The 26121-nt window shown below is 60.2% G+C and carries 22 protein-coding genes; 8 read left to right on the top strand and 14 right to left on the bottom strand.

Annotated elements, in window-relative coordinates; genetic code table 11:
* Positions 1 to 4 precede the first annotated feature (4 nt).
* Positions 5 to 1084 carry a sn-glycerol-3-phosphate ABC transporter ATP-binding protein UgpC gene (locus RMS95_RS12525; protein WP_310646539.1) on the top strand — a complete coding sequence of 360 codons (1080 nt, stop codon included), beginning with the start codon at positions 5 to 7 and terminating at the stop codon, positions 1082 to 1084.
* Here the strand turns inward: RMS95_RS12525 and RMS95_RS12520 are convergent.
* The 10 genes from RMS95_RS12520 to RMS95_RS12475 all read right to left on the bottom strand — a co-directional run bounded on the left by RMS95_RS12520 (position 1081) and on the right by RMS95_RS12475 (position 14412).
* Positions 1081 to 2487 (bottom strand): sensor histidine kinase, encoded by a 1407-nt coding sequence (locus RMS95_RS12520; protein ID WP_310646538.1) that lies wholly within the window; start codon positions 2485 to 2487, stop codon positions 1081 to 1083. The genes RMS95_RS12525 and RMS95_RS12520 overlap by 4 nt on opposite strands.
* Entirely contained in the window at positions 2484 to 3173 is a 690-nt protein-coding gene (locus RMS95_RS12515; RefSeq protein ID WP_310646537.1) for a response regulator transcription factor, read from the bottom strand. Before RMS95_RS12515 ends, RMS95_RS12520 begins: the two co-directional genes overlap by 4 nt.
* 30 nt (positions 3174 to 3203) lie before the next feature.
* Positions 3204 to 6035, bottom strand: a complete 2832-nt coding sequence (gene ppc, locus RMS95_RS12510; RefSeq protein ID WP_310646601.1) for a phosphoenolpyruvate carboxylase — start codon at positions 6033 to 6035, stop codon at positions 3204 to 3206.
* Positions 6036 to 6163: 128 nt separating this feature from the next.
* Positions 6164 to 7174, bottom strand: coding sequence for a glucokinase (locus tag RMS95_RS12505; RefSeq protein WP_310646536.1), 1011 nt, complete (start codon positions 7172 to 7174; stop codon positions 6164 to 6166).
* Positions 7175 to 7177: 3 nt separating this feature from the next.
* Positions 7178 to 8785: a glucose-6-phosphate isomerase gene (gene pgi, locus RMS95_RS12500; protein WP_310646535.1), complete on the bottom strand. Its 1608-nt coding sequence runs from the start codon at positions 8783 to 8785 to the stop codon at positions 7178 to 7180.
* A 19-nt stretch (positions 8786 to 8804) separates the two neighbouring features.
* Entirely contained in the window at positions 8805 to 9443 is a 639-nt protein-coding gene (gene eda, locus RMS95_RS12495) for a bifunctional 4-hydroxy-2-oxoglutarate aldolase/2-dehydro-3-deoxy-phosphogluconate aldolase (protein ID WP_310646534.1), read from the bottom strand.
* 40 nt (positions 9444 to 9483) lie between these two features.
* A complete protein-coding gene (gene edd, locus RMS95_RS12490; protein ID WP_310646533.1) occupies positions 9484 to 11328 on the bottom strand; it encodes a phosphogluconate dehydratase in 1845 nt (614 codons plus the stop codon).
* The gene (gene pgl / locus RMS95_RS12485) at positions 11325 to 12101 is read right to left on the bottom strand and encodes a 6-phosphogluconolactonase (RefSeq protein ID WP_310646532.1); all 777 of its coding nucleotides are present in this window, start codon (positions 12099 to 12101) and stop codon (positions 11325 to 11327) included. Before pgl ends, edd begins: the two co-directional genes overlap by 4 nt.
* Positions 12101 to 13567 carry a glucose-6-phosphate dehydrogenase gene (gene zwf, locus RMS95_RS12480; protein WP_310646531.1) on the bottom strand — a complete coding sequence of 489 codons (1467 nt, stop codon included), beginning with the start codon at positions 13565 to 13567 and terminating at the stop codon, positions 12101 to 12103. Before zwf ends, pgl begins: the two co-directional genes overlap by 1 nt.
* On the bottom strand, positions 13564 to 14412 hold the full coding sequence (locus RMS95_RS12475) for an SIS domain-containing protein (protein WP_310646600.1): 849 nt from the start codon (positions 14410 to 14412) through the stop codon (positions 13564 to 13566). The genes zwf and RMS95_RS12475 overlap by 4 nt, the downstream gene beginning before the upstream one ends.
* A 335-nt stretch (positions 14413 to 14747) precedes the next feature.
* On the opposite strand from RMS95_RS12475, the gene RMS95_RS12470 reads away from it, so the two are divergent.
* Positions 14748 to 16316 (top strand): class I adenylate-forming enzyme family protein, encoded by a 1569-nt coding sequence (locus RMS95_RS12470; protein WP_310646530.1) that lies wholly within the window; start codon positions 14748 to 14750, stop codon positions 16314 to 16316.
* A gap of 29 nt (positions 16317 to 16345) precedes the next feature.
* The gene (locus RMS95_RS12465) at positions 16346 to 17338 is read left to right on the top strand and encodes a tripartite tricarboxylate transporter substrate binding protein (RefSeq protein ID WP_310646529.1); all 993 of its coding nucleotides are present in this window, start codon (positions 16346 to 16348) and stop codon (positions 17336 to 17338) included.
* A 131-nt stretch (positions 17339 to 17469) separates the two neighbouring features.
* Here RMS95_RS12465 and RMS95_RS12460 read toward each other — a convergent pair whose 3' ends face one another.
* On the bottom strand, positions 17470 to 18399 hold the full coding sequence (locus RMS95_RS12460) for an SMP-30/gluconolactonase/LRE family protein (protein WP_310646528.1): 930 nt from the start codon (positions 18397 to 18399) through the stop codon (positions 17470 to 17472).
* Positions 18400 to 18519: 120 nt separating this feature from the next.
* Here RMS95_RS12460 and RMS95_RS12455 point away from each other — a divergent pair, with 120 nt between their 5' ends.
* Positions 18520 to 19473 carry a delta(1)-pyrroline-2-carboxylate reductase family protein gene (locus tag RMS95_RS12455; RefSeq protein ID WP_310646527.1) on the top strand — a complete coding sequence of 318 codons (954 nt, stop codon included), beginning with the start codon at positions 18520 to 18522 and terminating at the stop codon, positions 19471 to 19473.
* A 1-nt stretch (position 19474) separates the two neighbouring features.
* Here RMS95_RS12455 and RMS95_RS12450 read toward each other — a convergent pair whose 3' ends face one another.
* Positions 19475 to 20674 (bottom strand): ROK family transcriptional regulator, encoded by a 1200-nt coding sequence (locus tag RMS95_RS12450; RefSeq protein WP_310646526.1) that lies wholly within the window; start codon positions 20672 to 20674, stop codon positions 19475 to 19477.
* Entirely contained in the window at positions 20671 to 21111 is a 441-nt protein-coding gene (locus RMS95_RS12445) for an RbsD/FucU domain-containing protein (RefSeq protein ID WP_310646525.1), read from the bottom strand. Before RMS95_RS12445 ends, RMS95_RS12450 begins: the two co-directional genes overlap by 4 nt.
* 201 nt (positions 21112 to 21312) lie before the next feature.
* Between RMS95_RS12445 and RMS95_RS12440 the strand changes: the two genes are divergently transcribed.
* From RMS95_RS12440 to RMS95_RS12425, 4 genes are all read left to right on the top strand, one after another.
* Complete coding sequence (locus tag RMS95_RS12440) at positions 21313 to 22287, top strand: sugar ABC transporter substrate-binding protein (protein WP_405023392.1); 975 nt, start codon at positions 21313 to 21315, stop codon at positions 22285 to 22287.
* A gap of 80 nt (positions 22288 to 22367) precedes the next feature.
* Entirely contained in the window at positions 22368 to 23327 is a 960-nt protein-coding gene (locus tag RMS95_RS12435; protein WP_310646523.1) for an ABC transporter permease, read from the top strand.
* Between the two features lie 2 nt (positions 23328 to 23329).
* Complete coding sequence (locus tag RMS95_RS12430; RefSeq protein WP_310646522.1) at positions 23330 to 24121, top strand: ATP-binding cassette domain-containing protein; 792 nt, start codon at positions 23330 to 23332, stop codon at positions 24119 to 24121.
* A complete protein-coding gene (locus tag RMS95_RS12425) occupies positions 24118 to 25110 on the top strand; it encodes a PfkB family carbohydrate kinase (protein ID WP_310646521.1) in 993 nt (330 codons plus the stop codon). The genes RMS95_RS12430 and RMS95_RS12425 overlap by 4 nt, the downstream gene beginning before the upstream one ends.
* Here RMS95_RS12425 and RMS95_RS12420 read toward each other — a convergent pair.
* Complete coding sequence (locus tag RMS95_RS12420) at positions 25107 to 26120, bottom strand: PfkB family carbohydrate kinase (protein WP_310646520.1); 1014 nt, start codon at positions 26118 to 26120, stop codon at positions 25107 to 25109. The genes RMS95_RS12425 and RMS95_RS12420 overlap by 4 nt on opposite strands.
* Between the last annotated feature and the right edge of the window lies 1 nt (position 26121).

Raw genomic sequence — 26121 nt, 5'->3', positions numbered from 1 at the left:
GACTATGTCTTCAGCATTAGAAATTCGCGGTATCCGCAAGTGTTTTGGCAAGGGCGACAACACGGTGGAGGTGCTCAAGCGCATCGACATCGACGTGGCCCCCGGTGAGTTCTTGATCTTGGTCGGCCCCTCGGGCTGCGGCAAGTCCACCTTGCTCAACATCATTGCGGGTTTGGAAGAGCCCACCGAAGGCAGCATCTCGATCGCTAACCACAACGTGGTTGGTGTGCCACCCGCGCAGCGGGACATCGCGATGGTGTTTCAAAGCTACGCCCTGTACCCCACGATGAGCGTGGCCGAGAACATTGGCTTTGCGCTCGAAATTCGCAAAGTGCCCAAGGCTGAGCGCCAAGCACGCATCGCCGAAGTGGCGGCCATGTTGCAAATTGAGCATTTGCTGGACCGCCGTCCTTCGCAACTGTCGGGCGGTCAACGTCAACGCGTCGCCATGGGTCGTGCTTTGGCGCGCAACCCTCAGCTGTTTTTGTTTGACGAACCACTCTCTAACCTCGATGCCAAGCTGCGCGTGGAGATGCGTGCCGAAATCAAACGCTTGCACCAGCTCAGCGGCATCACCAGCGTGTATGTGACGCATGACCAAGTTGAAGCCATGACTTTGGGCAGCCGCATCGCCGTGATGAAAGGCGGCGTGTTGCAACAACTCGGCACACCCGACGAGATCTACAACCGACCTGCCAACACCTACGTGGCCACCTTCATTGGTTCACCCACGATGAATTTGATTGAAGGTCGTGCCTTGACTTCGGCCGCGGGGGATGCACGTTTTGACATCGCCGGTGCGCAGCTGAGCTTGGCTTCACCCACGCAGGCGGGCAGCGCAACGCTGTTGGGCTTGCGTCCTGAGCACCTGAGCTTTGACGATGCAGCGCCTTGGCGCGGTGTGGTGAACTTGGTGGAGCCCACGGGGGCCGACACCTTCGTGGTGGTCGACACGGCCGCCGGTAAAGTGACCGTGCGTACTGCGCCGCAAACGCAAGTGCGCCCGGGTGACAACGTGGGTTTGGGGATTCAAGCCGAGCACGTCACTTGGTTTGACCAAGCCTCAGGCCTGCGGGTCGCCTAAGACGCGGGCTGGGCGGTGTGGAGCGTCAGCTCAACCCGCAAGCCCTGCGGCAGCACAGGCAACACGCGCGCTTCGCCGCCATGGCGACGTGCAATTTCTTGCACGATGGACAGACCCAGCCCGCAGCCGCCCGGCAATTCGTTGGCCCGCCAAAAACGGTCAAAAGCGTGCTCACGCTGTGCATCGCTCAGACCTGATCCGTTGTCTTCTACGGCCAAAACGCAGTCTTGGCCTTGTTGTCGCACCGACACCGTGATGGTGGCTGTACCGTCTTCGGCCACGCCGACGGCGCCGTAGCGCAGCGCGTTGTCGATCACGTTGGTGATGGCTTCGCGCAGCAACACCACCGAGCCATTCACCCAAACATGGGCATCGCCCTCGTAGCCCAAATCGACTTTTTGTGCCACGGCGCGTGGGCTGAGTTCGCGCGCCACATCTTGCGCAAGGCTGGCCAAATCTAAGTGCGTCATGGGCACTTCGGTACCGCTGCGCGCCAAGGCCAACAGTTGGTTGACCAAATGTGCGCTGCGTTGTGCGCCTGCATGCACTTTGTGCAACCGCGCTTTGAGCAGGCTGGCATCGGGCTCGTTCAGTGCCAATTCGGTTTGGTTGATGATGCCTGCCAAGGGCGTTCTCAACTGATGGGCCGCGTCGTTGATGAAGCGTTTCTCTTGACTCACGTTGCGCCGTACCGCCAGCAGCAAACGGTTGATCGACGCCACCAGCGCATGGACTTCGGTGGGCGCTGTGGTCAGCTCCAGGGGCGTCAATTCAGACACGGACCGTTCTTGCAATTGTTTTTCAAGTTTGGTGAGCGGTGCCATGCCCCGTTTGATACCGGCATACACCAAGATGCTCAGCACCACGCCCAACAGCAGCAGGGGCGCCAGCAAATCGGCAATCAGTTCTTCGGCAATGCGTTCGCGCGCGACATAACTTTTGGCCAGCTGCACGCGCAAGCGTTGCGGGGTCTCGGCGTCACCGTAGGCCGCTTCCAAAGACACAGCGCGCATGGGTTTGCCCGCCAGCTCCATCCGATAAAACACGGGCGCATCGGGTTCATTGGCGTGTGCGCCTGTGCTCGGCGGCTCTGCAAAGGCTTGGTTACCCAGCAAAAACTTGCCTGGAGGCGACGACACCATGTAGCTCACGCGATCGGCGGGGTCTTCTTCAATGATGGCTTGGGCTGCGCGCGGAAAGTCCACCAACAGGCCAGAGCCCAAAGGTTTGACTTGTCGTGCCAACGATCGCACGGATTGCATCAGCGACTGGTCTAAGCCTTTTTCTGCGTAATTGCGCGCAATGCGATAGGTCAGCGCACCCCCGCCCAACCACAGCACCAGCTGCGGCAACAACAACCACAGCAGCAGCTGACGACGCAGAGACAGGCTGGGTTCGCTCACACGGGTTCCAGCATGTAGCCCAAGCCGCGCACGTTGCGAATGTTCAAGCCGGAGCCGTTGAGTTTGCGGCGCAGGCGATGGATGTAAACCTCCAGCGCGTTGGACGCTGTAGGCTCCGCCGATTCGCTTTGCCATGCGCTGGCCACATCCTCGCGGCTCACCACTTGGTTGAGGCGCTGGTGCAACAGACGCAGCAGCTCCCATTCGCGTTGCGTCAAGTCAGTGGCTTGGCCGTGGATGCGCATGCGCGGCATGTCTGGATCGATGTCTAGGGCTGGCGTGGTGTCGCGGGTTTCGGTCACACCGCTTTGAAACGCGGGCAAGCGCGCGCGACGCAGCAGGGCTTGCATACGGGCGGAGAGTTCGGCGTTGTTGAAGGGTTTGGTCAGGTAGTCGTCGGCACCGGCCACCAAGCCTTCCACCCGATCATCCACGCCATCGCGGGCGGTCAAGATCATCACGGGCAGGCTTTCAAAGTGTTGGCGAATCCAGCGCAGCAAAGTCATGCCATCGAGTTTGGGAAGGCCCAAGTCCAACAGCACAGCGTCGACCACCTGATCGCTCAACAGCGTTTGCGCGCTCAAGCCGTCGGCGCAGTGGTCTACCGTGTGACCGGCTTGGCGGAACAGGTCCGTCAAGCCGTCACGCAGCAAGTCGTCGTCTTCAACAATCAGTAAATGAGCCATGCGACTAATTTACCGCACCCAGCGCCGTATTTAGCCTGTGTTGCGTAAACCGGCTGCAATGCCGTTGATCGAGATGTGAATGCCGCGTTGGGCCTTTTCATCTCGGTCTTGTGGGCGTTTGCCTTCGCGGTAGCGGCGAATCAACTCGACCTGCAAATGGTGCAGCGGGTCGATGTAGGGGAAGCGATGGCGCATGGAGCGCTCCAGCGCTGCGTTGTTCACCAAGCGTTGTTTGTCGCCCGTGACTTGTTTGAGCGCGTCAGAGGTGCGGTGCCACTCGGTTTCAATCAAGGCAAAGATTTTCTTGCGCAAGCGGGTGTCGCTGACCAGCTCGGCGTAGCGCGAGGCCAAGCCCAAATCGCTCTTGGCCAACACCATGTCGAGGTTGGAGAGCAATGACCGGAAAAACGGCCACTGACGTTGCATTTTTTGCAGCAAAGCCAGCGCGTCTTTGGGTTTGAGCGTGGGGTGGTGGTGGATGAACTGGTCCACCGCCGAGCCAAAGCCCAGCCAGCCGGGCAGCGTCAAACGGCATTGGCCCCAACTAAAGCCCCAAGGAATGGCACGCAAGTCTTCAATGCGCGGCGAGGCTTGGCCTTCTTTGGGGCGGCTGGCGGGACGAGAGCCAATGTTCAGCTCGGCAATTTCGCGTAACGGCGTCGAGGCAAAGAAGTATTCGGTGAAGCCGGGGGTGTCGTACACCAAGCCACGGTAGGCCTTCATGCTCGCTTCGGACAACCATTGCGCGGCATCCAAAAAGGTTGGCGGCGCGGGCTTGGTGGTTTGCAACATCGTGGCTTCGAGCGTCGCGGCCACGAGGGTTTCTAAATTGCGGCGGCCAATTTCTGGGTTGGCGTATTTAGAGCCAATCACTTCACCTTGTTCGGTCAGTCGAATTTGGCCACGCACGGTGCCAGGTGGCTGCGCCAAAATGGCTTGGTAGCTGGGGCCGCCGCCGCGACCCACGGTGCCACCTCGGCCGTGGAACATGCGCAAGGTGATGTCATGCTCTTTGAACAAGCCGTCGAACAAGGCGACCAAGGCAATTTCAGCGCGGTACAGCTCCCAATTGCTGGTGAAAATGCCACCGTCTTTGTTGCTGTCCGAATAGCCCAACATGATGTCTTGTTCCGCACCGCTGCGTTTGACCAAGTCCGCCACGCCTGGCACGGCGTAGAAGCCGCCCATGATGTCGGCGGCACGGCGCAAGTCGTCGATGGTTTCGAACAAAGGCACCACCACCAAATCGCAGGTGGACGTTTTGTGGTCCAAGGTGCCACGCATCAAGCCCGTTTCTTTTTGCAGCAACAGCACTTCCAGCAAGTCGCTCACGGTTTCGGTGTGGCTGATGATGTAGTGGCGGATGGCGTCAGCACCGAAGGATGCGCGCATGTCGCGGGCGGTCTCGAAAATCGCCAGTTCTTTGCGGGCCAAGTCTGAGTAGGCTGCGCCCATCACACGCAAAGGGCGGGCGTCGCGCAGCAGCTGAGTCAGCACCGCCACGCGTTGGGCTTCGTTGAGCTTGGCGTAGTGCGCTTGCACGCCTGCGGTGGCGAGCAGTTCAGCGATGACCAACTCGTGTTGGTCTGAGCTTTGGCGCAGGTCCACCGTGGCGAGGTGAAAGCCAAACACCTCGACTGCACGCATGAGCGGCGTTAGGCGTTGCGCCATCAAAGCGCTGCCGTGTTGGGCCTGCAGCGATTGCGCGATGGTGCGCAGATCGGCCAACAGTTCTTGGGCTGACGCGTAAGGGTTTTGTGGCGCCACCGCATGTCGCGCGGCATCGCCACCGGTGAGGTTTTTGAGGGTGGCGGCCAAGCGGGCGTACATGCCGGTCAAGGCGCGGCGGTAGGGCTCGTCTTGGCGGTGGGCGTTGGTGTCGGGTGAGCGCTCGGCCAAGGCTTGCATCTCGGGCGTGACATCGACCAACATGGCCGACATGGACAACTCGGTGCCCAAGTAATGCAGCTCCGTCAAGTAGTGGCGCAATGCCACGTCGGCTTGTCGGCGCAGGGCGTAGTGCAGCGTGTCGGCGTTGACGTTGGGGTTGCCATCGCGGTCACCGCCAATCCATTGGCCCATGCGCAAAAAGCTGTGCACATGGGCGTGGCCCAACTCGGCTTCGAGGTCGGCGTAGAGCTTGGGGATTTCGCTCAAAAACGTGGCTTCGTAGTAACTCAGCGCGTTTTCAATCTCGTCAGACACGGTGAGTTTGGTGAAGCGCAACAAGCGGGTTTGCCACAGCTGCAGCACGCGCGCGCGAATTTGCAGCTCGTTGGCCGCCAACTCTCGCACGGCCAAGGCGTCGGGCCCCGCTTTGGATTTGCCACTTGTTTGTGGATGGGCGCGCGATTTGATGTCGTCGCGTTCACCCAGCAGCACGGCAATGCCGCGCTCGGCATCCAAGATGCTTTTGCGCTGCACTTCGGTCGGGTGGGCTGTGAGCACGGGCGACACATGGCTGTGTGCCAGCGTTTGCACGATGCTTTTGGGCGCAATGCCCGCGGCTTTGAGTCGGCCGAGCGCGACAGACAAGCTGCCTTCTTGTGTGTCGCCCGCACGCTCATGGATGGCGCGGCGGCGAATGTGGTGGCGGTCTTCGGCCAAGTTGGCCAAGTGGCTGAAATAGGTAAAGGCGCGAATCACGCTGACGGTGGCTTCGCCGCTGAGTGAAGCCAGCAGTTTTTTCAGGGCTTTGTCGGCCTCGGCATCGGCATCACGGCGAAAGGCCACCGAGAGTTTGCGTACTTGCTCGACCAACTCGTAAGACTCGCGGCCCTCTTGCTCACGAATCACGTCGCCCAGAATGCGGCCTAACAGCCGAATGTCTTCGACCAGCGGACGCTCGTTGTCTTTGGTCATTTGTGTGGCGCGTGCGGCGGCGGACAGTTTGGCTTTGGCTGAAGGGGTGTTGTCAGTCATGCGAGGCTTAATTGAGTAAAAGAAGAAAATTGCATCGGGCCTTGTGGGCCTTCAGCACGAGAAACATGTCAAGCCCATTGTGTCAGCGACAGCGCTTCTGACGCACCTTGCAGGGCGGGCGAGACAGGGCTGTGAATGACCCATGTGGGCACGTCTTGCAGGTATTTTTTAAAGCGACCTTTGGCTTCGAAGCGCTCGCGAAAGGGCGAGGCCTCAAAGTGTTGGCCCAAGCGTGGCACGATGCCGCCGCCAATGTAGATGCCACCGCGTGCGCCCAAGGTCAAGGCCAAGTCGCCAGCCACCGAACCTAAGAAGCCGCAGAACATATCGAGGGCTTCGTTGGCGGTGGAGGTGGGCACCTCTTGGGCACGCTCCAGCACTTCGGCGGGGGTGGTGATTTCGCGGCCTTGGCCGTCTTTTAAATCGCACAGCGCGTGGTAGAGATCGACCAAGCCCGCGCCTGAGATCACGCGCTCGGCAGACACATGGCCATAGCGTTTTTGCAGCTGCTGTATGGCCGCAAATTCGTGCGAGGTGGTGGCGGTCAGGCTGACGTGGCCGCCTTCACCGGCGATGGGCATCCATTTGTTTTGATAACCCACGGGAAACAAGCCCGACACGCCTAAGCCTGTGCCAGGGCCAATCAGTCCAATCGCCGCGTCTGGCGCGGCTTGACCGCCGCCCACTTGCACTTTGCTGCTTGCAGGCAGCTGGGTCAGCGACAAGGCCAAGGCTGTGAAGTCGTTGAGCAGCAAGAAGCGCGACACGCCCAAACCTTCGCGCAAGGCCGTGACCGAGAACTTCCAATGGTGGTTGGTCATCGCCACTTGGTCGCCCGTGACGGGGTTGGCAATGCCAAAGGCTGCGCAGGGCGGCACGCTCAAGGCTTGGTCACGCAAGTAGGTTTGTGCGGCCTCTAGCAGCGATGCGTGCTCTGCACAAGGCAACACTTGAACGCGCTCAATAGGGCCGTTTGCCACCGCTTGCCAACCAAAGCGCGCATTGGTGCCACCGATGTCGCCGAGCAAACGGGGGTAGGCCGCGCCGTGGCTCACGGCAGGATCACGGGACTCAAACATGCATCAGTCTTTCAGGCGTTCTGCGTCAGCGGCTTCGATGTCTTTGGCCATCTTTTTACCCAATTCCACGCCCCATTGGTCGTAGGCGTGAATGCCCCAAATGGCGGCTTGGCAGAACACTTTGTGCTCGTACAAGGCCATCAAGGCCCCCATGCTGCGCGGCGTCAAGGCGTCCACCCAAATGGTGGTGCTGGGCACGTTGCCGGGGTAGCTGCGGTGCGGAGCCAAGCGTTGCACCTCGGTTTCGTCCATGCCGCTGTCGCGCATTTCTTGCTCGGTCTCTTTCAAGCTGCGGCCAATCGCCAAGGCTTGGGCTTGGGCTTGCATGTTGAGCAACACCACGCGGTGGTGTTCGGCCGCGAAGGGTAAGGGGCTGCGTTCGGTGCGCAGGCCAATGAAGTCCATGGGCACCAAGTGTTGACCTTGGTGGATCAACTGAAAGTAAGCGTGTTGACCGTCAATGCCCAAGCCGCCCCACAGCACAGGCGAGGTGCCGACTTCAACCGGACTGCCATCGATGTGGGTGCGCTTGCCGTTGGACTCCATGTCCATCTGCTGCAAGAACGAAGCGAACTTGCCCAAAGGCGATGCGTAGGGCGCAATGTTGTGTGTGGTGGCGCCCAAGAAGTTGCGGTTCCACACACCCAGCAGCGCCATCAACAGCGGCAGGTTTTGCTCTTTGGGCGCGGTCATGAAGTGCTCGTCCATGGCGCGTGCGCCCAAGAGCATGTCTTGAAACGCAAACGCACCGATCGAGATGGCCAAAGGCAAACCAATGGCCGACCACACGGAATAACGCCCGCCTACCCAGTCCCAAAAACCGAAGGTGTGTTCCGGCGTGAAGCCTTGCGCCGCCGACAATTTGGGGCTGGCCGTGACCGCCACCAAATGCTGGTGCAGTTGGTCGCTGGGGCAGCCCCCATCGCTGAGCCAACGCTTGGCCGAGGCGGCCAGCGTCATGGTTTCTTGCGTGGTGAAGGTTTTGCTTTGCACCACAAAAGCGGTGCGTGCGGGATTGAGGTGGGCGAGGGTGGTGTATAGGCTCCATGCGTCCACGTTGGACACGTAGTGCACGCGCACCTTGTTTTTGAAGCTGTCGCGGGTCAAGTGGCTGAGCGCTTCGGTGGTCATGCGTGGACCGAGGTCGGAGCCACCAATGCCGAGGTTGACCACATCGGTGATGGACTCACCGCCAAAACCTTTCATTTGGCCTTCGCGCACTTTTTCGGCGAAGGTGCAAACGCGGTGCAGTTCGTGCGCCACTTGCTTGGAAATGTCGCGGCCCCAAGGCGGGTTGGGCACATGGCTGCCGCGCAAGGCGACGTGCAAGACTGCGCGTTGTTCGGTGGCGTTGATGGGCTCGCCTTTGAACATGGCTTGCGCTTGGCTCATGACTTGCGACTCATCGGCCAAGGCCAGCAGCTGTTGCAGCACCTCATCGTTGACGCGCTGACGTTCGTATTCGATGGTGATGCCTGCGCCGCTGGCTTGCAGCTGCTCGTGACGTTGCGGTGTTTTCAGCAGATCACGCAGATGCGGCAGCGCGCTTTCGGACAGGTGTTGGAGGGCTTTCCACGCCGTGCGGTGTTGGGGAGGGACGAAGGTGTTCATACGCTTGATTTTCGTCAAATTAAGAGGCGTTTGTGGCTTCACGCGCCAATCGGGTAATTTCTGCCCAATCGCCGCGTTCGACCACATCCACGGGCGTGAGCCATGAGCCGCCGACCATCGCCACATTGGGCTGCTTCAAGAATTCGCCCATGTTGGCCAGCGACACGCCGCCCGTGGGGCAAAAACGCATGTCGCCCAATGGGCCGCCCAAGGCTTTGAGCATGGCCAAGCCACCGGCTTGGGCCGCGGGAAAGAGCTTGACCAAGCCAAACCCATGGTCGCGTGCGGCCATGACCTCGCCTGGCGTCATCACGCCGGGCATGAAGGGCAGTTGGCACTGAATGGCGGCCTGCACGAGTGCATCGGTCATGCCGGGTGACAGCGCAAAGCTGGCACCGGCGGCTTGCACGCGGGCCATTTCTTCGGCACGGGTGACGGTGCCCGCGCCCACGTGCATGTGTGGCACATGCTTGGCGACTTGTTCAATGGCCGCTAAACCTGCGGCGTGACGCAAGGTGATTTCCATCACATCCACACCACCTTCGAGCAGCGCATGCGCCATGGGCACGGCTTGGTCGGGGTGGGTGATGACGATGACGGGCACCACGCGTGATTTGAATGCAGGGCGGCTGAAGGCGGGGTTGGTGATGGTTGTCATGGTTCAGAGCGTTGTTTGGGGTGAAGGTGCGAGCGGGGCCTTAGGCCACGTGGGCCAACAAAGGTGATGCGCCGTCTTCGGCATGTGCCGCGTTGTCGCGGAACAAGGCAAAGAGGTCGCGGCCCGTGCCGCGTTGGTAGGCGGACAGGTCGGGCATCACGGCGGTGCGCGCGGCCAATTCGGCGTCACTGACTTCGAGGGTCAAGGTTTGGGCATCGCAATCGAGGCTGATGATGTCGCCGTTTTGCACCTTGGCAATGTTGCCGCCGTTCATGGCTTCGGGGCTGAGGTGAATGGCGGCGGGCACTTTGCCTGAGGCGCCGGACATGCGGCCATCGGTGACCAAGGCCACTTTGAAGCCTTTGTCTTGCAGCACGCCTAACACGGGTGTGAGTTTGTGCAACTCGGGCATGCCGTTGGCTTGTGGGCCTTGGTTGCGCACCACGGCCACAAAATCTCGCTCGAGCTTGCCTTCTTTGAAGAGTTGGGCCAATTCTTTTTGGTCGGTCACCACCACGGCGGCTGCACGCACTTGGCGGTGCTCAGGCTTCACGGCCGAGACTTTCACCACCGCACGGCCCAAGTTGCCTTGCATCAAGCGCAAGCCACCATCGGCGCTGAAAGGTTGTGTGTAAGGTCGCAGCACGGCTTCGTCGGCAGATTGCGCGGGCACGTCACGCCATGCCAGTTGACCGTTGTTGAGCCAAGGCTCCACGGTGTAGCGATGCAAGCCTTGGCCCATGATGGTTTGCACATCGTCGTGCAACAAGCCGGCGCTGAGCAATTGGCTGATGAGGTAGCCCATGCCGCCTGCGGCTTGGAAGTGGTTCACATCGGCGCTGCCGTTGGGGTAGACGCGGGCGAGCAAAGGCACCACGCCCGAGAGGTCAGAAAAGTCGTCCCAGTTGACGATCCAACCGGCGGCGCGCGCCATGGCGATCAAGTGCATGGTGTGGTTGGTCGAGCCGCCCGTGGCGAGCAAGCCGACGATGCCGTTCACCACCACCTTGGCGTTGATTTGGTAGCCCATGCCCGTTTCTTTGTCTTGCGACAACGCCACGGCCCGCTGCACGGCGGCGACGGTGAGGGCTTCGCGCAAAGGCGTGCCTGGGTTGACAAAGGACGAGCCGGGCAGATGCAGGCCCATGATTTCCATCAACATTTGGTTGGAGTTGGCGGTGCCGTAAAAGGTGCAGGTACCAGCGCCGTGGTAGGCCGCTTGTTCGGCTTCGAGCAAGACGTCGCGGCTGACCAGCCCTTGTGCATATTGCTGGCGGACCTTTGATTTGTCGTCGTTCGATAGACCTGAGGTCATGGGGCCTGCGGGGACAAACACGGCGGGCAAATGGCCAAACTGCAAGGCCCCCATGAACAGGCCGGGCACGATTTTGTCGCACACGCCCAAAAACATGGCGGCATCAAACACGTTGTGCGACAAGCCCACGGCCGTGGCCAAGGCGATCACATCGCGTGAGAACAGCGACAACTCCATGCCGTCTTCACCTTGGGTGACGCCGTCGCACATGGCGGGCACGCCGCCGGCCACTTGTGCAGTGGCACCCGCAGCGCGTGCCGCTGCACGGATTTTTTCGGGGTAGTGCTCATACGGCTGATGGGCCGAGAGCATGTCGTTGTAGGCGGTGATGACGCCAACGTTGGGCTGGCGTTCTTGGCGCAGCACCAATTTGTCGTTGGCGGGCATGGCCGCGTAGGCGTGGGCCGCATTGGCGCAGCCCATGCCGCCGCGATAGGGACCGGGCTTTTTGGCTTTGGCCAGCACATCCAAGTAGGCTTGGCGTGAGGCCACGCTGCGCTGTTCGATGCGCGAGGTGACGGCCGCCAACGTGGCGTGCAAAGAAACGGGCGAAGGGGTAGGTATGGTCATGGGGTCAGCCAAAGTGCGACGGGGGTTTGCGTTTGGTGCAACACGTAAGAGACGGGATAGCGCGGATCGGGCCGCCCCCAAGCTTGTTGCAAGGTCGTGAGTTTCTCGGCGCCACTGAGTGGCAGCACGATGTGGCGGGCGCTCAGAATGTGCGCGAGGGTTTGCGTCACGCGCGCATACGGCGCGTTGGCGGGCGGATGGGCCAGCTCAATGGCCACGCAGGCTTGCGTGTTGCGGGGGGCTAAAGCGTCTTGCAAATTCGGGGCATCTGGAAACAGCGAGGCGGTGTGGCCATCGGTGCCCATGCCCAGCACCAGCACATCGGCAATGCCTGCGGCTATCAGCGCTAGGCCGGCCACTTTGGCTTGCACCAAGGGCGCAGGCAAAGCGCCGTTAGACGTGTTCACCATCGGGATGAATTGCGCCTGCGCGGCCAAGCCTTGCAGCAAATGGGTTTGCACCAGCAGAGCGTTGCTGTCGGGGTGGGTGTTGGGCACGCAGCGCTCGTCCACCAAGGTGATGCGCACCTTGGCCCAGACGATGTCTTGCATGCGCAAGGCTTCAAACAAGGCGATGGGCGATTTGCCGCCCGACACGCTGAGCACGGCAACGCCGCGCGCGTCAATCGCGGCGTTCAGCCGCTGCGCGATGTCTTGGGCCAAGCGCGCATTGAGCGCGTCTGCGGCGACTTGCTGCACCGTCACATTTGGGAGCGCTTCGGTCTGCCAAAAAGGCAAGGGCGATGCAGGGTTCAGCGAGGCGTCTGCTGACATCAGACTTCCTCAAACCAAGACAAGTCCTCACGCGCCATCAATGCCGACGAGGCGGCTGGGCCCCAGCTACCGGCCGAGTAATTGCGTGGCTTGTCGTCCAAGGCTTGCCAGCCGTCCAAGATGGGTTCGACCCACATCCACGCCGCTTCCAATTCGTCGCGGCGCATGAAGTGCGTGAGGCGGCCCTTGATGACGTCCATCAACAAACGCTCGTACGCTTCGGCGCGGCGTTTGTCGGACGATTGCTGCAAGTCGAGGCCGAGTTTGACGGGGTGCAAAGACATGCCCGTGCCCGGCTCTTTGACCATCATCTCCAACTGAATTGACTCTTCGGGTTGCAAGCTGATGATGAGGCGGTTGGGTTCGTGGTGTGCCGTGGTGCCGAAAATGGAGAACGGTTGATCGGCGAACTCAATGATGATTTCAGACTGACGCTTTTGCATGCGTTTGCCCGTGCGCAAGAAGAAGGGCACATTGGCCCAACGTGCGTTGTTGATTTGGGCACGCAAGGCCACAAAGGTTTCGGTGCGGCTGCCCGCAGGCACGTTGTCTTCTTCCAAATAGCCTTTGACGGCGGCGCCTTCCGAGGCGCCTGCGGTGTATTGGCCGCGCACGGTGTCGCGCTTGATGTCGGCCAAATCCATCTTGCGCAGCGAGCGCAAGACCTTGAGTTTTTCGTCGCGCACATCGTCTGCGCCCAATGAGATGGGAGGCTCCATGGCCACAATGCACAGCAGTTGCAGCAAGTGGTTTTGCACCATGTCGCGCATGGCACCTGCGCCGTCGTAAAAGCCTGCACGGCTGCCCACGCCCACGCTTTCAGCCACGGTGATTTGCACGCTCTTGATGTAGGGGGCGCGCCACAGTGGCTCGAAAATGGCGTTGCCAAAACGCAGCACCATCAGGTTTTGAACGGTTTCTTTGCCGAGGTAATGGTCGATGCGGTAGATCTGCTGTTCGTCAAAGTAGCGGGCCACATCGGTGTTGATGGCGCGGGCGGATGCGAGGTCGGTGCCCAAAGGTTTTTCAAGCACCACGCGGGATTGCGCATCGACCAAACCGGCACTGGAGAGATTGGCGCAAATTTGCGTGAACAGGCTGGGCGCAGTGGCCAGATAAAACACACGCACCATCGGCGCATCGCACACGGCTTTGAGTTTGGCGTAGTCGCTGGCGGCGGTGACGTCGAGGCTCACATAAACCAAGCGGTCCATGAAGCGTTTCCAGTCATCGGCCGTGAATGCATTTTTTTCGATGAACTGGGGCGAGTTTTTGTCGATGAATTCGAGGTACTCCTCGCGTGACCAGTTCTGACGCCCCACCGCCACGATGCGCGTTTCTGGGGAGAGTCGGCTGTGCAAATGCGCCATGTAGAGCGCGGGTAAGAGTTTGCGAAACGACAGGTCGCCTGCACCGCCAAAAATCACGATGTCGAGTGCGCCTGTTTCAGTGGGTGTCGTGTTCATGAGTAACGTTTGTTCAAAAGGTTTTGTTTCATGTTACGCAGCAAAGGCTGCAGCTGAGCACTGCCAATGCGCAGCGCCACCGAGGTGGCCAACACGTCGATGATCATCAGGTGCAGCAAGCGCGACACCATGGGGCTAAAGCGTTCGTAACTCTCGGGATGATCGGCCGCGAGGTGAATGTGTCCGGCGCTGGCCAAGGGCGAACCCGAGGCGGTGATGACCACGGTGGTCGCGCCGTTTTTGCGGGCAATTTCACATGCGTCTTGCAAATCGCGGGTGCGGCCGGAGTTCGACACCACGACCAAGCAGTCGCCGGGGCCGAGCAACGAGGCGCTCATGATTTGCAAGTGTCCATCGCTGTGGGCGATGGTGTGAAAACCCAGTCGGAAAAATTTGTGTTGCGCGTCTTGCGCCACGATGCCCGAATTGCCGACACCAAAAAACTCCAAACGGTTTTTGTTGGCGTGGGCCAGTGTGATGGCGTCCACGGCTTTGTCGATGGCGGCGGTCGAGGCGTCGTTGCGGTACTTCAAAAACGCAGCTACCGTGTTGTCAATGACTTTGACCAACACGTCGCCCGTGGTGTCTGCCGTGCCCACGTTGCGGTGGATGAAGGGCACGCCCTCGCTCAAGCTGCCTGCGAGTTTGAGTTTGAAATCGCTCAGGCCTTCGTAACCCACGCTGCGACAGAAGCGCACCACCGTGGGCTTGCTGACCTGCGCACGTTCGGCCAATTCAACGACCGGCAACCCCGCAAACGTACGCGGATCGCTCAACAGCAATTTGCCCACACGCTGTTCGGCGGGGGCTAAAGAGGCGAGCGTCGATTTGATGCGATCTAGCATGGCCATGAATGTAACTTAGTTTCATGATGCACGCAAGAATGTTACGGGTAAATCCTGATAAATAGGTAACTTGGTTACTTTTTTGGGCGACGCACCGAACCTTGCGATCCAGCGCGGTACTGAGAGGTCGTTCGCGGTCGAGGATAGGAGTCTTGCTAGACAAGCGCTCGAAGGTGCAAAGATGAGTGGAGTCCGCAATTGATTTTGTGGCTTCATTGCCGAGAAGGTGTTGGGCTTGCCTAAGTCGTACTGAGTCCGGTAAACCCTATGTCAGTCTCGCGCTCAGTTGCCTATCATCAGCCAGTCTGTTTCGGTTCGTACTTCTCTTTCTTTTTATGCATCCAGATATTGACCACTTGCTTGCGCAACCTTTTGGTTCGCTGCCCGAATTGGTTGCGCAACAAGCTGCGCAACAACCGCACCACACGGCCCTGATCCTTGAGGGGCAACACCTGAACTATGCCGAGCTTTGTGCGGGCATGGACCGGGTGGCGTCGAGTTTGCAGCGCGATGGTCTGAGGCCGGGCGATGTGTTGGCGCTGTGTGCAGGGACTTCCATCGAATACGTGATGGCTTATTTGGGTGCGCTGCGTGCCGGCGTGGCTGTGGCGCCGCTGGCCCCCTCGGCCACCGCCGAGCACCTGAGCGCCATGCTGGACAACTGCGGTGCACGTTTGGTACTGCGCGATCGCGCAGTGGCTGTGCAATGGCCTTTGCGTGCGGGCAGCACGTTGCGTTGTGTGGCGCTGGATGATTCTGCAGAAGCGGGTGAGCTGTGGTCAGACTGGTTGGCCGCGGGTGAGCTTGCACCTGCACCGATCAAGCCCCAACCCGACTGGGCGTTCAATGTGATTTACTCCTCAGGCACGACAGGGGTGCCCAAGGGCATCGTGCAATCGTGGGCCATGCGCTGGGCGCATCTGCGCCGCGCGGTGACCAACGGGTATGGGCCCACGAGCATCTCCTTGTGTGCCACGCCCTTGTACTCAAACACCACGCTGGTCGCAGCGCTGCCCACACTGGCCTTGGGTGGCACCTTGGTGATGATGCGCAAGTTTGACGCCGCGCATTACCTGCAACTGGCCGAGCAACACGGCGCCACGCACACCATGTTGGTTCCTGTGCAGTACCAACGCTTGATGGCTTGCCCCTCGTTTGACCAGACGGATCTGAGTCGCTTGCACCACAAGTTTTGCACCAGCGCACCGTTCAACGCCAAGCTCAAGGCCGAGGTGTTGCAGCGTTGGCCCGGCCGACTCATTGAGTACTACGGCTTGACCGAAGGTGGCGTGCGTTGCGAACTGCATTGCCATGACTTCCCCCACAAATTGCACACGGTGGGCCGTCCCGGTGAAGGTGCGGATATCCGCTTCATCAACGATCAGGGGCAGGAAATTCCCAAAGGCGAACTGGGCGAAATCGTCGGGCAATCGGCCGGCATGATGACGGGCTACTACCACTTGCCCGAGAAGACGCGCGAGGCCGAGTGGTTCGATGCACAGGGCAAGCGCTTCATCCGCAGCGGCGACGTGGGGCGAATGGATGAAGATGGCTTCATTGTCTTGGGTGACCGCATGAAGGACATGATCATCACGGGTGGCTTCAATGTGTACCCATGCGACATTGAAGACATCTTGGTGCAGCACCCCCAAGTGTATGAATGTGCGGTGGTGGGCGCGCCCTCCGAGCAATGGGGCGAGACGCCCGTGGCGTTTGTGGTGACGCGATCCGACACACAGCCAGACGCGCAGGGCATGCGCGAGTGGCTCAACTCCCGAGTAGGCAAGACACAACGCGTGGCCGATGTGCGCTTGGTGGAATCCTTGCCCCGCAGTGAGATTGGCAAAGTGCTCAAGCGCCAGTTGCGCGAGCAATACGTGCAGATGACTGCCGCCCCCCATTGATGTTTGACACAACGACGGAGACCCCCACCATGTTCAATCAATCTTTGCGACTCAGACGTACCCTCGTGGTCAGTCTTGCACTGATCACCAGTGCCTTGTTCATGCCTGCTGCACACGCTGACAAACCGTGGCCCGTCAAACCGATTCAGCTCGTGATTCCGTACCCACCCGGGGGCAGTGCCGATTTGCTGGGACGGCCTCTGGCGCTGCAGCTGCAGCAGCAACTGGGCCAGTCTGTGGTGCTCGACTATAAAGCCGGCGCGGGTGGCACATTGGCTTCGCAGTATGTGGCGCGTGCTCAGCCTGATGGCTACACCTTGCTGATGGTGCTGGCGGCGCACGCCATCAACCACAGCCTTTATCCCAAGCTTCCCTACGACACGCGTAAAGACTTCACGCCTGTGTCGCTGGTCGCTAACTTGCCCATGGTGGTGGCTGGCAGCCGCAAGCTGGCCGCTAAGAATATGAATGAACTGGTACAGGCTGCCAAGGCCGCGCCAGGCCAGCTGACCTTTGGCTCGGCAGGCAATGGCAATACTGGCCATCTTGCGGCCGAGTATTTCAGCAGCATGGCCGGCATCAAGATGACGCATGTGCCCTACAAAGGCAGCGCGGGTGTGGTCAACGCCATGCTCGCAGGCGACATCGACCTCACGTTCGACAGTATTTCGACCTCCATGCCGCAAATTCGCAGCGGGCATTTGCATGCGCTGGCGGTGACCAGTCCGCAACGCTCGGCGTTGGCGCCTGAGGTATCCACGATTCAAGAGCAGGGCATGGCTGGCTTCGATGTGACCGGGTGGTACGCCATCATTGCACCTGCGGGCATGCCGGATGACATCAAGCAGCGCTTGAGTCGCGAGATCGCTATGGCGCTGCGTCAGCCTCAGGTGCAGTCGCAACTCGCTGCTGGGGGCTACGAGCCCGTCGGGTCCACGCCGGAGGCGCTGCAGGCACACATCGAACGCGAAATCACGCGTTGGTCCGCCGTGGTGAAGTCCACCGGCGCAAAGATTGATTGAGTGTGAACCCCAGGATAGCCCAACCGCACGGTGCGCTTCATCGTGCCGTTTCCGCTCGGAGGCCCTGTGATCGTTCTGAACTTAGCGCTTGAGCAGCACCTATTGATGACAGGCCCTAGTCAGTCAGCCTCTTACGCGTTGTAATGCAGCGCGAGTCCTGCCGTAGGCCAATCGTCAATGGCCACCAAGCGCCCTGTGGCGGATAAGGTGATGTAGGCCGTTCGACGGTTGAGGCCACCAAAGCAGAGGTTGGTGGTGAACGGGTCTGGCAAGGGCACGTGCTCGACGTGCTGGCCGTCTGGGCTGACGATAGAAATGCCCCCGTGCATCAGCGTCGCTACGCACACGTTGCCTTCGGCATCGACCGCCATCGAGTCGAACCTTTGCCAATGGTTGGCGGGCGAGGCGACCACCAAGCGCGCACCTTGGGGGGAGGGCCACGGGTCTTTGCGGACGTGGCCTGGGCCTGTCACATCGAAGGCCCACAAGCGAGCGCCTTCGGTTTCTGCGTAATAAAGCGTTTGACCGTCGGGCGACAGTGCAATGCCATTGGGCGTCATCACCGGCCTTGCCACGGCGTGCACACCCGAGCCATTGGGTTGCGCGTAAAAAATGCCGCCTCGGTCCATGTCGTGTTCGCGGACCTTGCCGAGGTCGGTGAAATAAAACCCGCCGTGTGCATCGAACACGAGGTCGTTGGGGCCGCGCAAACCGATGCCATCCACCTGTTCGTACAGCCGCTCGACTTTGCCGGTGTTCAGGTCGACACGTTCGATGCGGCCGCCTGAATAGTCGTTGGCTTGGCCAATCGGGCGCAAGTAGTTGCCGGGGTCACGCGTCCATGCAAAACCACCGTTGTTGCACACGTACACCGCGCCATCGGGACCGATGGCCGCGCCGTTGGGGCCTCCGCCTAAATCGGCCACCACGTGAACGCGTCCATCTGGGGTGACGCGTGTGAGCGTGCCGCGTGCAATTTCGACCAACAGAACCGACCCATCGTCCATGGCGACAGGTCCCTCAGGAAACTGCAAACCGGTTGCGAGCTCTCGAATTTTCATGGTGGTCCTCTGTCGTTGATGCACACCAATGTAGTGCCGCCGCACCGAGCCGCAAGCGGGCAATCCCTGAGCGCCCCAGCCCGCATCGCACACCACGCCACTGACCCTAAACTAGCGCGCATGACTGCTTTGACACCCCGCACCCTCGGCCCGCAACCAACCGCCGATGCGCTGCCTTACGCCGCACTCACCCGTGAAATCGAAGACTTGCTGCAAGACCCCACCGTGGCAGTGCCACCGCGCCTTGTGCAACCGCTGCATGGGGGCGGCAGTTTGTTTGTCATGCCCGCTGCCGATGCCCGTGTGGCGATGACCAAGCTCATCACCTTCATCGCCAACAACGCCCAGCGTGGCTTACCCACCATTCAAGGTGACATCGTGCTGTTTGACGTCACGACCGGCCAACGCATGGCGATGATCGATGGCCCCACGGTCACGGCGCGGCGCACGGCGGCGGTGTCTTTGCTGGCCGCGCAAAAGCTGGCCCCACGCAAGGACGGTCCACTGCTCATCGTGGGGGCCGGTGTGCAAGGCCTGTCGCACTTAAAGGCCTTTCATCAAGGCCTCGGCGTGCAAGAGGTTTGGATTGCCTCGCGCTCCGCATCCAGTGCGGACGCCTTGGTGGGCCATGCCGAGCGTTTGGGGTTGAAGGCGCGACGGGTGGATGACCCCAACGCGGCGTTGGCTGAGTGTCCGCTGGTGATCACCACCACGCCTGCACAGCAGGTGGTCATGACAGCGCGGCCCCGAGACGATGCGTTTGTCTCGGCCGTCGGCGCGTTCACGCCGCGCATGGTGGAGTGGTCGGCAGACGTTTGCCAACATCTGGCTCACACAGGCACGCTGGTGGTGGACACCCGCGACGCTGACCACGAAGCGGGCGACTTGTTGCAAGCTGGTGTGAATGTCGAACTTTTGCCCACGCTGCGTGACGTGGTCTGCCAAACAGAAGCGTGGCAAACCGCCGCGCAACGCCGCTTAGAACATGGCGGCCCCGTGTTTTTCAAGAGTTGTGGCTGGGGTGGTTGGGACTTGGCCGCCGCGCGGTGTGTGGCCGCGCAGCTGTCGCGCTAAATCAAGCCACGTTGTCTTGCTTCAAGAAAATATCTTTGTCTGGAAAGAACTGCGCATGCAAGGGTAGCAAGGAGCCGCCCAGCGCACGGGCATGGCTGCCGACCCGGCCCGCCAAAATTTGCGGCTGATGAAGAATGCCGTCGAAACTGAAGTCGGCCAAATGCTGCTGAGTTTGTGCGATCAAGGCTTGCATGAGCAGCGGGTTGAGCGAGCCGTCGATCACCACCGCATCGAGGTCGAGCAGGGCGGCGGCACTCGTCACTGTCATGGCCAGCGCTTGGGCGGCTTGCGTGAGCCAAGGCCGGGTCCACGTTGCATAGCTGTCGTCCATGATGTGGTCTTGTTGCACCAGCAGCGGATCGTGGCCGGCGGCCATCAAGGTTTGTTCGAGTTGCCAACCCGAGGCGCGCTCTAGCAGCTGTGGGTGTTTGGCGCCGTCGCCACGCGGCATGGGCAATGAGCCAATGGCGCCTGCGTTGCCACGCGGTCCGTTGACGATGTGGCCGTCCATCACCAAGCCGCCGCCGACGAAGGTGCCCACATACACGTACAAAAAGTTAGGCACATCGCGGCCCAAGCCTTGCACCAACTCAGCGACGCAGGCCGCGGTGGTGTCTTTGGCAAATTCAACGGGCAGGGTGGACAGGGCTTGCACTTCTTGCACCAAGTCGATGTGCTCCCAATCGACCATGGCTTTGCCCGCCTCGGGGCCCATCAAGTCGCCCCATTGGTGCATCGCCAGAGGCGCGCTCAAGCCAATGCCCACGGTGCGCGACCAAGCGTCTGCCCCCATGCGGCGTTGCATGAGCTTCAAACCTTCTTTGATTCTGGGCAGCACTTCAGCGGGGGATGGGTAGGCATAACTTTGGCGCCACTGGTGGCGCATTTGCCCCACAAAGTCAGTCACCACGACTTCCAAGCTGCGTCGCCCGACTTGCAGGCCAATGCTGTAGGCCCCGTCTGGGTTGATCGACAGCGGCACCGAGGGCTGGCCCATCTTGCCGCGAATGCGGTCTTGTTTGAGCAATAGCCCATCGTCGAGCAAACGGTTGACGATGATCGACACCGTTTGCGTGGACAACTGCGTGAGTCGTGCCAAATCGGCCTTGGGAATGGCACCTGCATGCCGAATGGCGCGCAGCACCGTGCGCTCATTGAATTGGCGCATGCCCGTGTGGTTGGACCCACGCATGGTTTTCATAACAGGATCACGCCTTTGCAGAACATGGCGTTGCCGTACGCCGTGCCTTCGCCGGTTTGCACGATCAAACTGGCGCCTTTGATTTTTTCGTAAAACGCATAGCGTTCAACAGCTTGCACCTGCGCGTCGCTCAAACCTGCTTGAACGACCAAGCTGACAACGTCTTGTTGTGCGGCGGTGCGGTGGTTGTCGGCGCTGTGACACACCTGCATGTATGCCGCGGGTTGGGGCACATCTGCGGCCAACGGAAACACAGACAGCACGGCTTGGCTGACACGTGCCAAGCTCAAGCCGGGCAGGCGCACCACAGGTTTGCCGTGCGCCAAAAAGTCAGCGGTGAAATTGGCGTCCACCACGGCCACCCATTCGCCGTGGCCCATGGCGCACAGGTGCATCAGCAGTTCTGGGGTGAGGATGGGGTCTATGCCTTTGAGCACGTTTTTTTCCTTAAATCGCTATTTTTGACAGAGCTGAGAGCATGCCTGCATTTTCAATGGGCGCAGCCTAGGGAATGTACTAACTAAACCAAGTTGATTTAGTTAGTCGACTTGTTTTACAGTTGCACCGCGGCGCAAAACGCGCTGGCGATGTCCAACAAACCATCTGGAGACTCCATGAAATCAATTGCCCCCAAACTGATGCTGTCCGCTGTTGTGCTGGCTGCCACCAGCGCCTACGCCGCTGAACCCGTGATCGGCTTGATCACCAAAACCGAGACCAACCCTTTCTTCGTGAAGATGAAAGAGGGCGCACAAGCGGAAGCAAAGAAATTGGGGGCGAAGGTGTTGTCTGCCGCAGGTAAGGCCGATGGCGACAACGCAGGCCAAGTCACCGCCATGGAAAACATGATCGCGGCGGGTGCCAAAACCATTTTGATCACCCCCAGCGATTCCAAAGCCATCGTGCCCGCCATCAAGAAGGCGCAAGCACAAGGCGTGATGGTCATCGCGTTGGACAGCCCCACCGAACCCGCCAACGCCACGGACGCGTTGTTCGCCACCGACAACTACAAAGCCGGTGTGTTCATCGGCCAATACGCCAAGGCCGCGTTGGGCGGCAAGAAGCCCGTCATCGCCACCCTTGATTTGTTCCCCGGTCACCCCGTGGGTGCACAACGCCACAACGGTTTCTTGCAAGGCTACGGTTTGACCTCCCTCGATGCTAAGAGCAACGAGTTGGCCAAGCCCGCTGAAGTGGTGTGTATGGCCGACAGCTTTGGCGACCGCGCCAAGGGCCAAACCGGCATGGAAAACTGCTTGCAAAAGAACCCCGACATCAACGTGGTCTACACCATCAACGAACCCGCTGCTGCCGGTGCTTACAACGCACTCAAAGCCGCTGGTAAAGAAAAGGGCGTGTTGATCGTGTCGGTGGACGGCGGCTGCGCGGGCATCAAAGACGTGGGTGCTGGCGTGATCGCTGCGACCTCACAGCAATACCCCTTGCGCATGGCCGCGATGGGCGTGGCTGCGGGCGTAGAGTACGCCAAGACCGGCAAAAAAGTCAGCGGCTACACCGACACCGGCGTGACCCTGATTGCCGCCAAGGCCATGCCCGGCGTGGACAGCAAAGACGTGAAAACCGGCACAGACTTGTGCTGGGGCAACAAGTAAGGCGCGAGCGCCTCACTGAACAAGGGGGCCCTGTGCCCCCTTGGGTTTTATTTTTATCTTCGAAGATTTAGGCAAATCGTATGAACTCCTTCAAAGACAAGCTGCCCCCCTTGGGCACGCTGGGTCCCTTGATTGCGCTGGTGTTGGCGTGTGTGTTTTTCGCCAGCCAAAGCGACCGCTTTTTGAGCACCCAAAACTTCTCGCTGATCTTGGCGCAAGTCATGGTGGTGGGGGTGATTGCGATTGGCCAAACCCTCATCATCTTGACCGCGGGGATTGACTTGTCGTGTGGCATGGTCATGGCGCTGGGCGGCATTGTGATGACCAAATTTGCAGCCGACTTTGGCCTCTCCACCCCCGTGGCGATGGCCTGCGGTTTGTTGGTGACCACCGCATTTGGCTACTTGAATGGCGTGTTGGTGACGCGCATCAAACTGCCACCTTTCATCGTGACCTTGGGCACACTCAACATCGCCTTCGCGATCACGCAGCTGTACTCGGGCTCGCAAACCATCACCGACATTCCGCCTGGCATGACGTGGTTGGGCAACACTTTCACATTGAGCGGCGCGACCGTCAGCTACGGCGTGATGTTGATGCTGGGCTTGTACCTGTTCACCTGGTTTGCCTTGCGCGAAACCGCCGCAGGCCGCCACGTGTACGCCGTGGGCAACAGCCCAGAGGCCACCCGCTTGACAGGCATTCCGACCGAGAAGGTGTTGCTGGGTGTGTATGTGTTGGCAGGCTTGTGCTACGGTGTGGCTGCCATGTTGGGCGTGGCCCGCACGGGCGCTGGCGACCCCAATGCCGGACAAACCGAAAACTTAGACGCCATCACCGCCGTGGTGCTGGGCGGCACCAGCTTGTTTGGGGGCCGTGGCGTGGTGTTGGGCACCTTGGTGGGCGCCTTGATCGTGGGCGTGTTCCGCAACGGCCTGACGCTGATGGGCGTGTCGTCGGTCTATCAAATTTTGGTCACAGGTATTTTGGTGATCTTGGCTGTGGCCACGGATCAACTCTCACGCAAGGGAGCGCGTTAATCATGAGCGATACACACAAAATCGTGATGCAGGCCAAGGGCTTGGTCAAACGCTATGGCCAAGTGACCGCATTAGACGGTGCCGACTTTGAGCTGCGCGCTGGCGAAATTTTGGCCGTCATTGGCGACAACGGTGCAGGCAAGTCCTCGCTCATCAAATGTTTGTCGGGTGCCACGGTGCCCGACGAAGGGCTGATCTCGTTGGACGGCGCGCCCATCCACTTCAAATCCCCCATCGATGCACGCCGTGCCGGCATTGAAACCGTGTACCAAGACTTGGCCGTTGCACCCGCGATGAGCATTGCTGAGAACTTGTTTTTGGGGCGCGAAATTCGCCGCGAAGGCTTTGCCGGTAGCGTCTTGCGCATGCTCGACAAAAAGAAAATGTTGGCGCAAAGCATTGAGCGCATGAATGACCTCAAAGTGGGCATTCGCTCCATGACGCAAGCGGTGGAAACCTTGTCGGGTGGTCAACGCCAATGCGTGGCCGTGTCGCGTGCGGCTGCGTTTGCGCAGCATGTGGTGATCATGGACGAGCCCACCGCCGCGCTCGGCGTGAAAGAGGGCAACATGGTGCTGGAGCTGATTCGCCGTGTGCGCGACAAAGGCTTGCCCGTGGTACTGATCTCGCACAACATGCCCCACGTGTTTGAAATTGCCGACCGCATTCATGTGGCCCGTTTGGGCAAACGTGCGGCCGTGTTGAACCCTAAAAAAATCAGCATGAGCGATACCGTGGCCGTGATGACCGGTGCGATGAAGCCTGAAGACATTCCGCGGGAGTGCTTGGCTTGACAACCCCGTCGCAAGCCTTGCCGGTTCCGGCGCACGTTCACACACCTGTTTGGGTGCTGGGCGAGGCGTTGATGGACTGCATCTCTCAGCCCGATGGATTGCTGCAACCGTTGTTAGGTGGTAGCCCCTACAACTTGGCCTGCGCTGCTGCGTTGCAAGGCGCTGACGTGGGTTTTATCAATCCGTTTTCGACCGATGTGTTCGGGCAGTCTTTGCTGGAACATTTGGTGGCCAACAAGGCGCGTCCTTTGTTGCCACGCTCCGCTTTGCCAACCTCGCTGGCGGTGGTGCAGCTCAACCATGGGCAGCCCAGTTATGGGTTTTACCGAGAAGGCATTGCCGACCGCGATTACCAAGTGGCCGACGTGGTGGCGTTGCTGGAGGCTTCGCCACCGGGTGTGTTGCACACGGGCTCGCTCATGGCCATGCCGCCAGAGCACCATAAAGTGTTGCACGTGGTGGCAGCAGCCAAACGCTTGGGCTGGATCATCAGCGTGGATGTGAATTTGCGTCCGCGCGTGGCCACCGATGTGCCCGCGTATGTGCGCGCCGTGCGAGAGCTTGCGGCGCTGGCCGATTGGCTCAAGGCCAGCGATGAAGACTTAGAGCTGTTGGGCTTCAAAGACGTGAGCTTTGCCAATGCCTCTACTTTGGCTGCACATTGGATGCAGCAAGGCTGCTCACGCGTGGCGCTGACCTTTGGCGGGCAGGGTGCGTATTTGCAAGTCGGGTCTGACCGAGATCAAGCAGCGGCACCGGTGATCAACGTGGTCGACACCGTCGGTGCGGGAGATACGTTTTGGGGAAGTTGCTTGGCCGATTGGGTGCTGCACGACACCATGCGCGATCTGACGCGTGCACAAGAGCGCTTGGTGAATACCTTAGAACGTGCGTTGGTGGCTGCGGCGATCAACTGTACGCGTGAGGGGTGTCAGCCACCAGATTCAATCGAGTTGGCCGCGCAATTGCCAGCCTCTCTCCATTTTTAAACCACCGAGGGATGGGCTTTGGCCCAAGCCTCGGTCTCTTGCCATGTGGGCGGTACGCAACCCCGCTGTTGCACACACAGGCTGGCACTGGCAATCGCATGACTGAGCACTTGGCGTGTTTGTGTTTCGGTCAATGTGCTGACCGTTTGCAGCGTTCTTTGCATAGGCGCGAGGTTGACCAACGCCGCCAGCAAGCCCGCTAAAAAGCTGTCGCCAGCCCCGACGGTGTCCACCACGGCTAAGGCGCTGGGTTCTTTAGCAAAAACGCGCACACCCGATGCGGTGAGTATCCAAGCGCCTTCTGCGCCCAAGGTGAGGGCGATCAATTGGGCATGGCTGTTTTTCAACAAGCGCTGAGCTTGCTCAAGGTGTGTGGCACCTTCCAACTGCATGTGCGCCAAGTCCTCATCGCTCACTTTGATGATGTCGGCCACCGCCAAGAAAGATGACACGCACGCACGGTAGCTGTCCAAATCAGGCATGACCGAGGGGCGCAAGTTGGCGTCAATGACGATGCATTGGCCCAGCGACTTTTGCGCTTTCAGCCAAGGCATATACAGAGACTGGTCTCTCGGATCTAACGCCAGCGCGCCCGAGCACACCACATCCAATGCGCGGTGTTGCGCACAATCGTTTTGCATTTGCTGTGCGGTGATTTGACGGTCAGCCACACCTTCGCGATAAAAGGCATAGCTGGGGTGACCGCTCTCGTTCACGTTCACCACGGCCAATGACGTCACGGCTTGGATGGGGTTGGGTTGCGACAACACCACGCCATCGGCGCGCATTTGAGCGCTCAAGTCTTGGCCTAAGCGGTCTGACGAAAACGGGTTCAAGTACGTGGTGCCCACGCCTTGGCGCGACAAGGCGCGAGCCAAGTTGTAAACCGCGCCGCCTAAGCAGGGGGTGAATTTGCCATCCTTGGGGTCGGCAATCAAATCGATCAAGGCTTCGCCGGCGATGGCGGCACGAATCATGGGGGATGTTGGTGCAGGGGGCGCAGCAGTCATG

Origin of the sequence: Limnohabitans sp., assembly GCF_031539175.1 — a bacterium.
GTDB lineage: Bacteria > Pseudomonadota > Gammaproteobacteria > Burkholderiales > Burkholderiaceae_C > Limnohabitans.
This window is presented reverse-complemented; position numbering and strand designations above follow the sequence as displayed.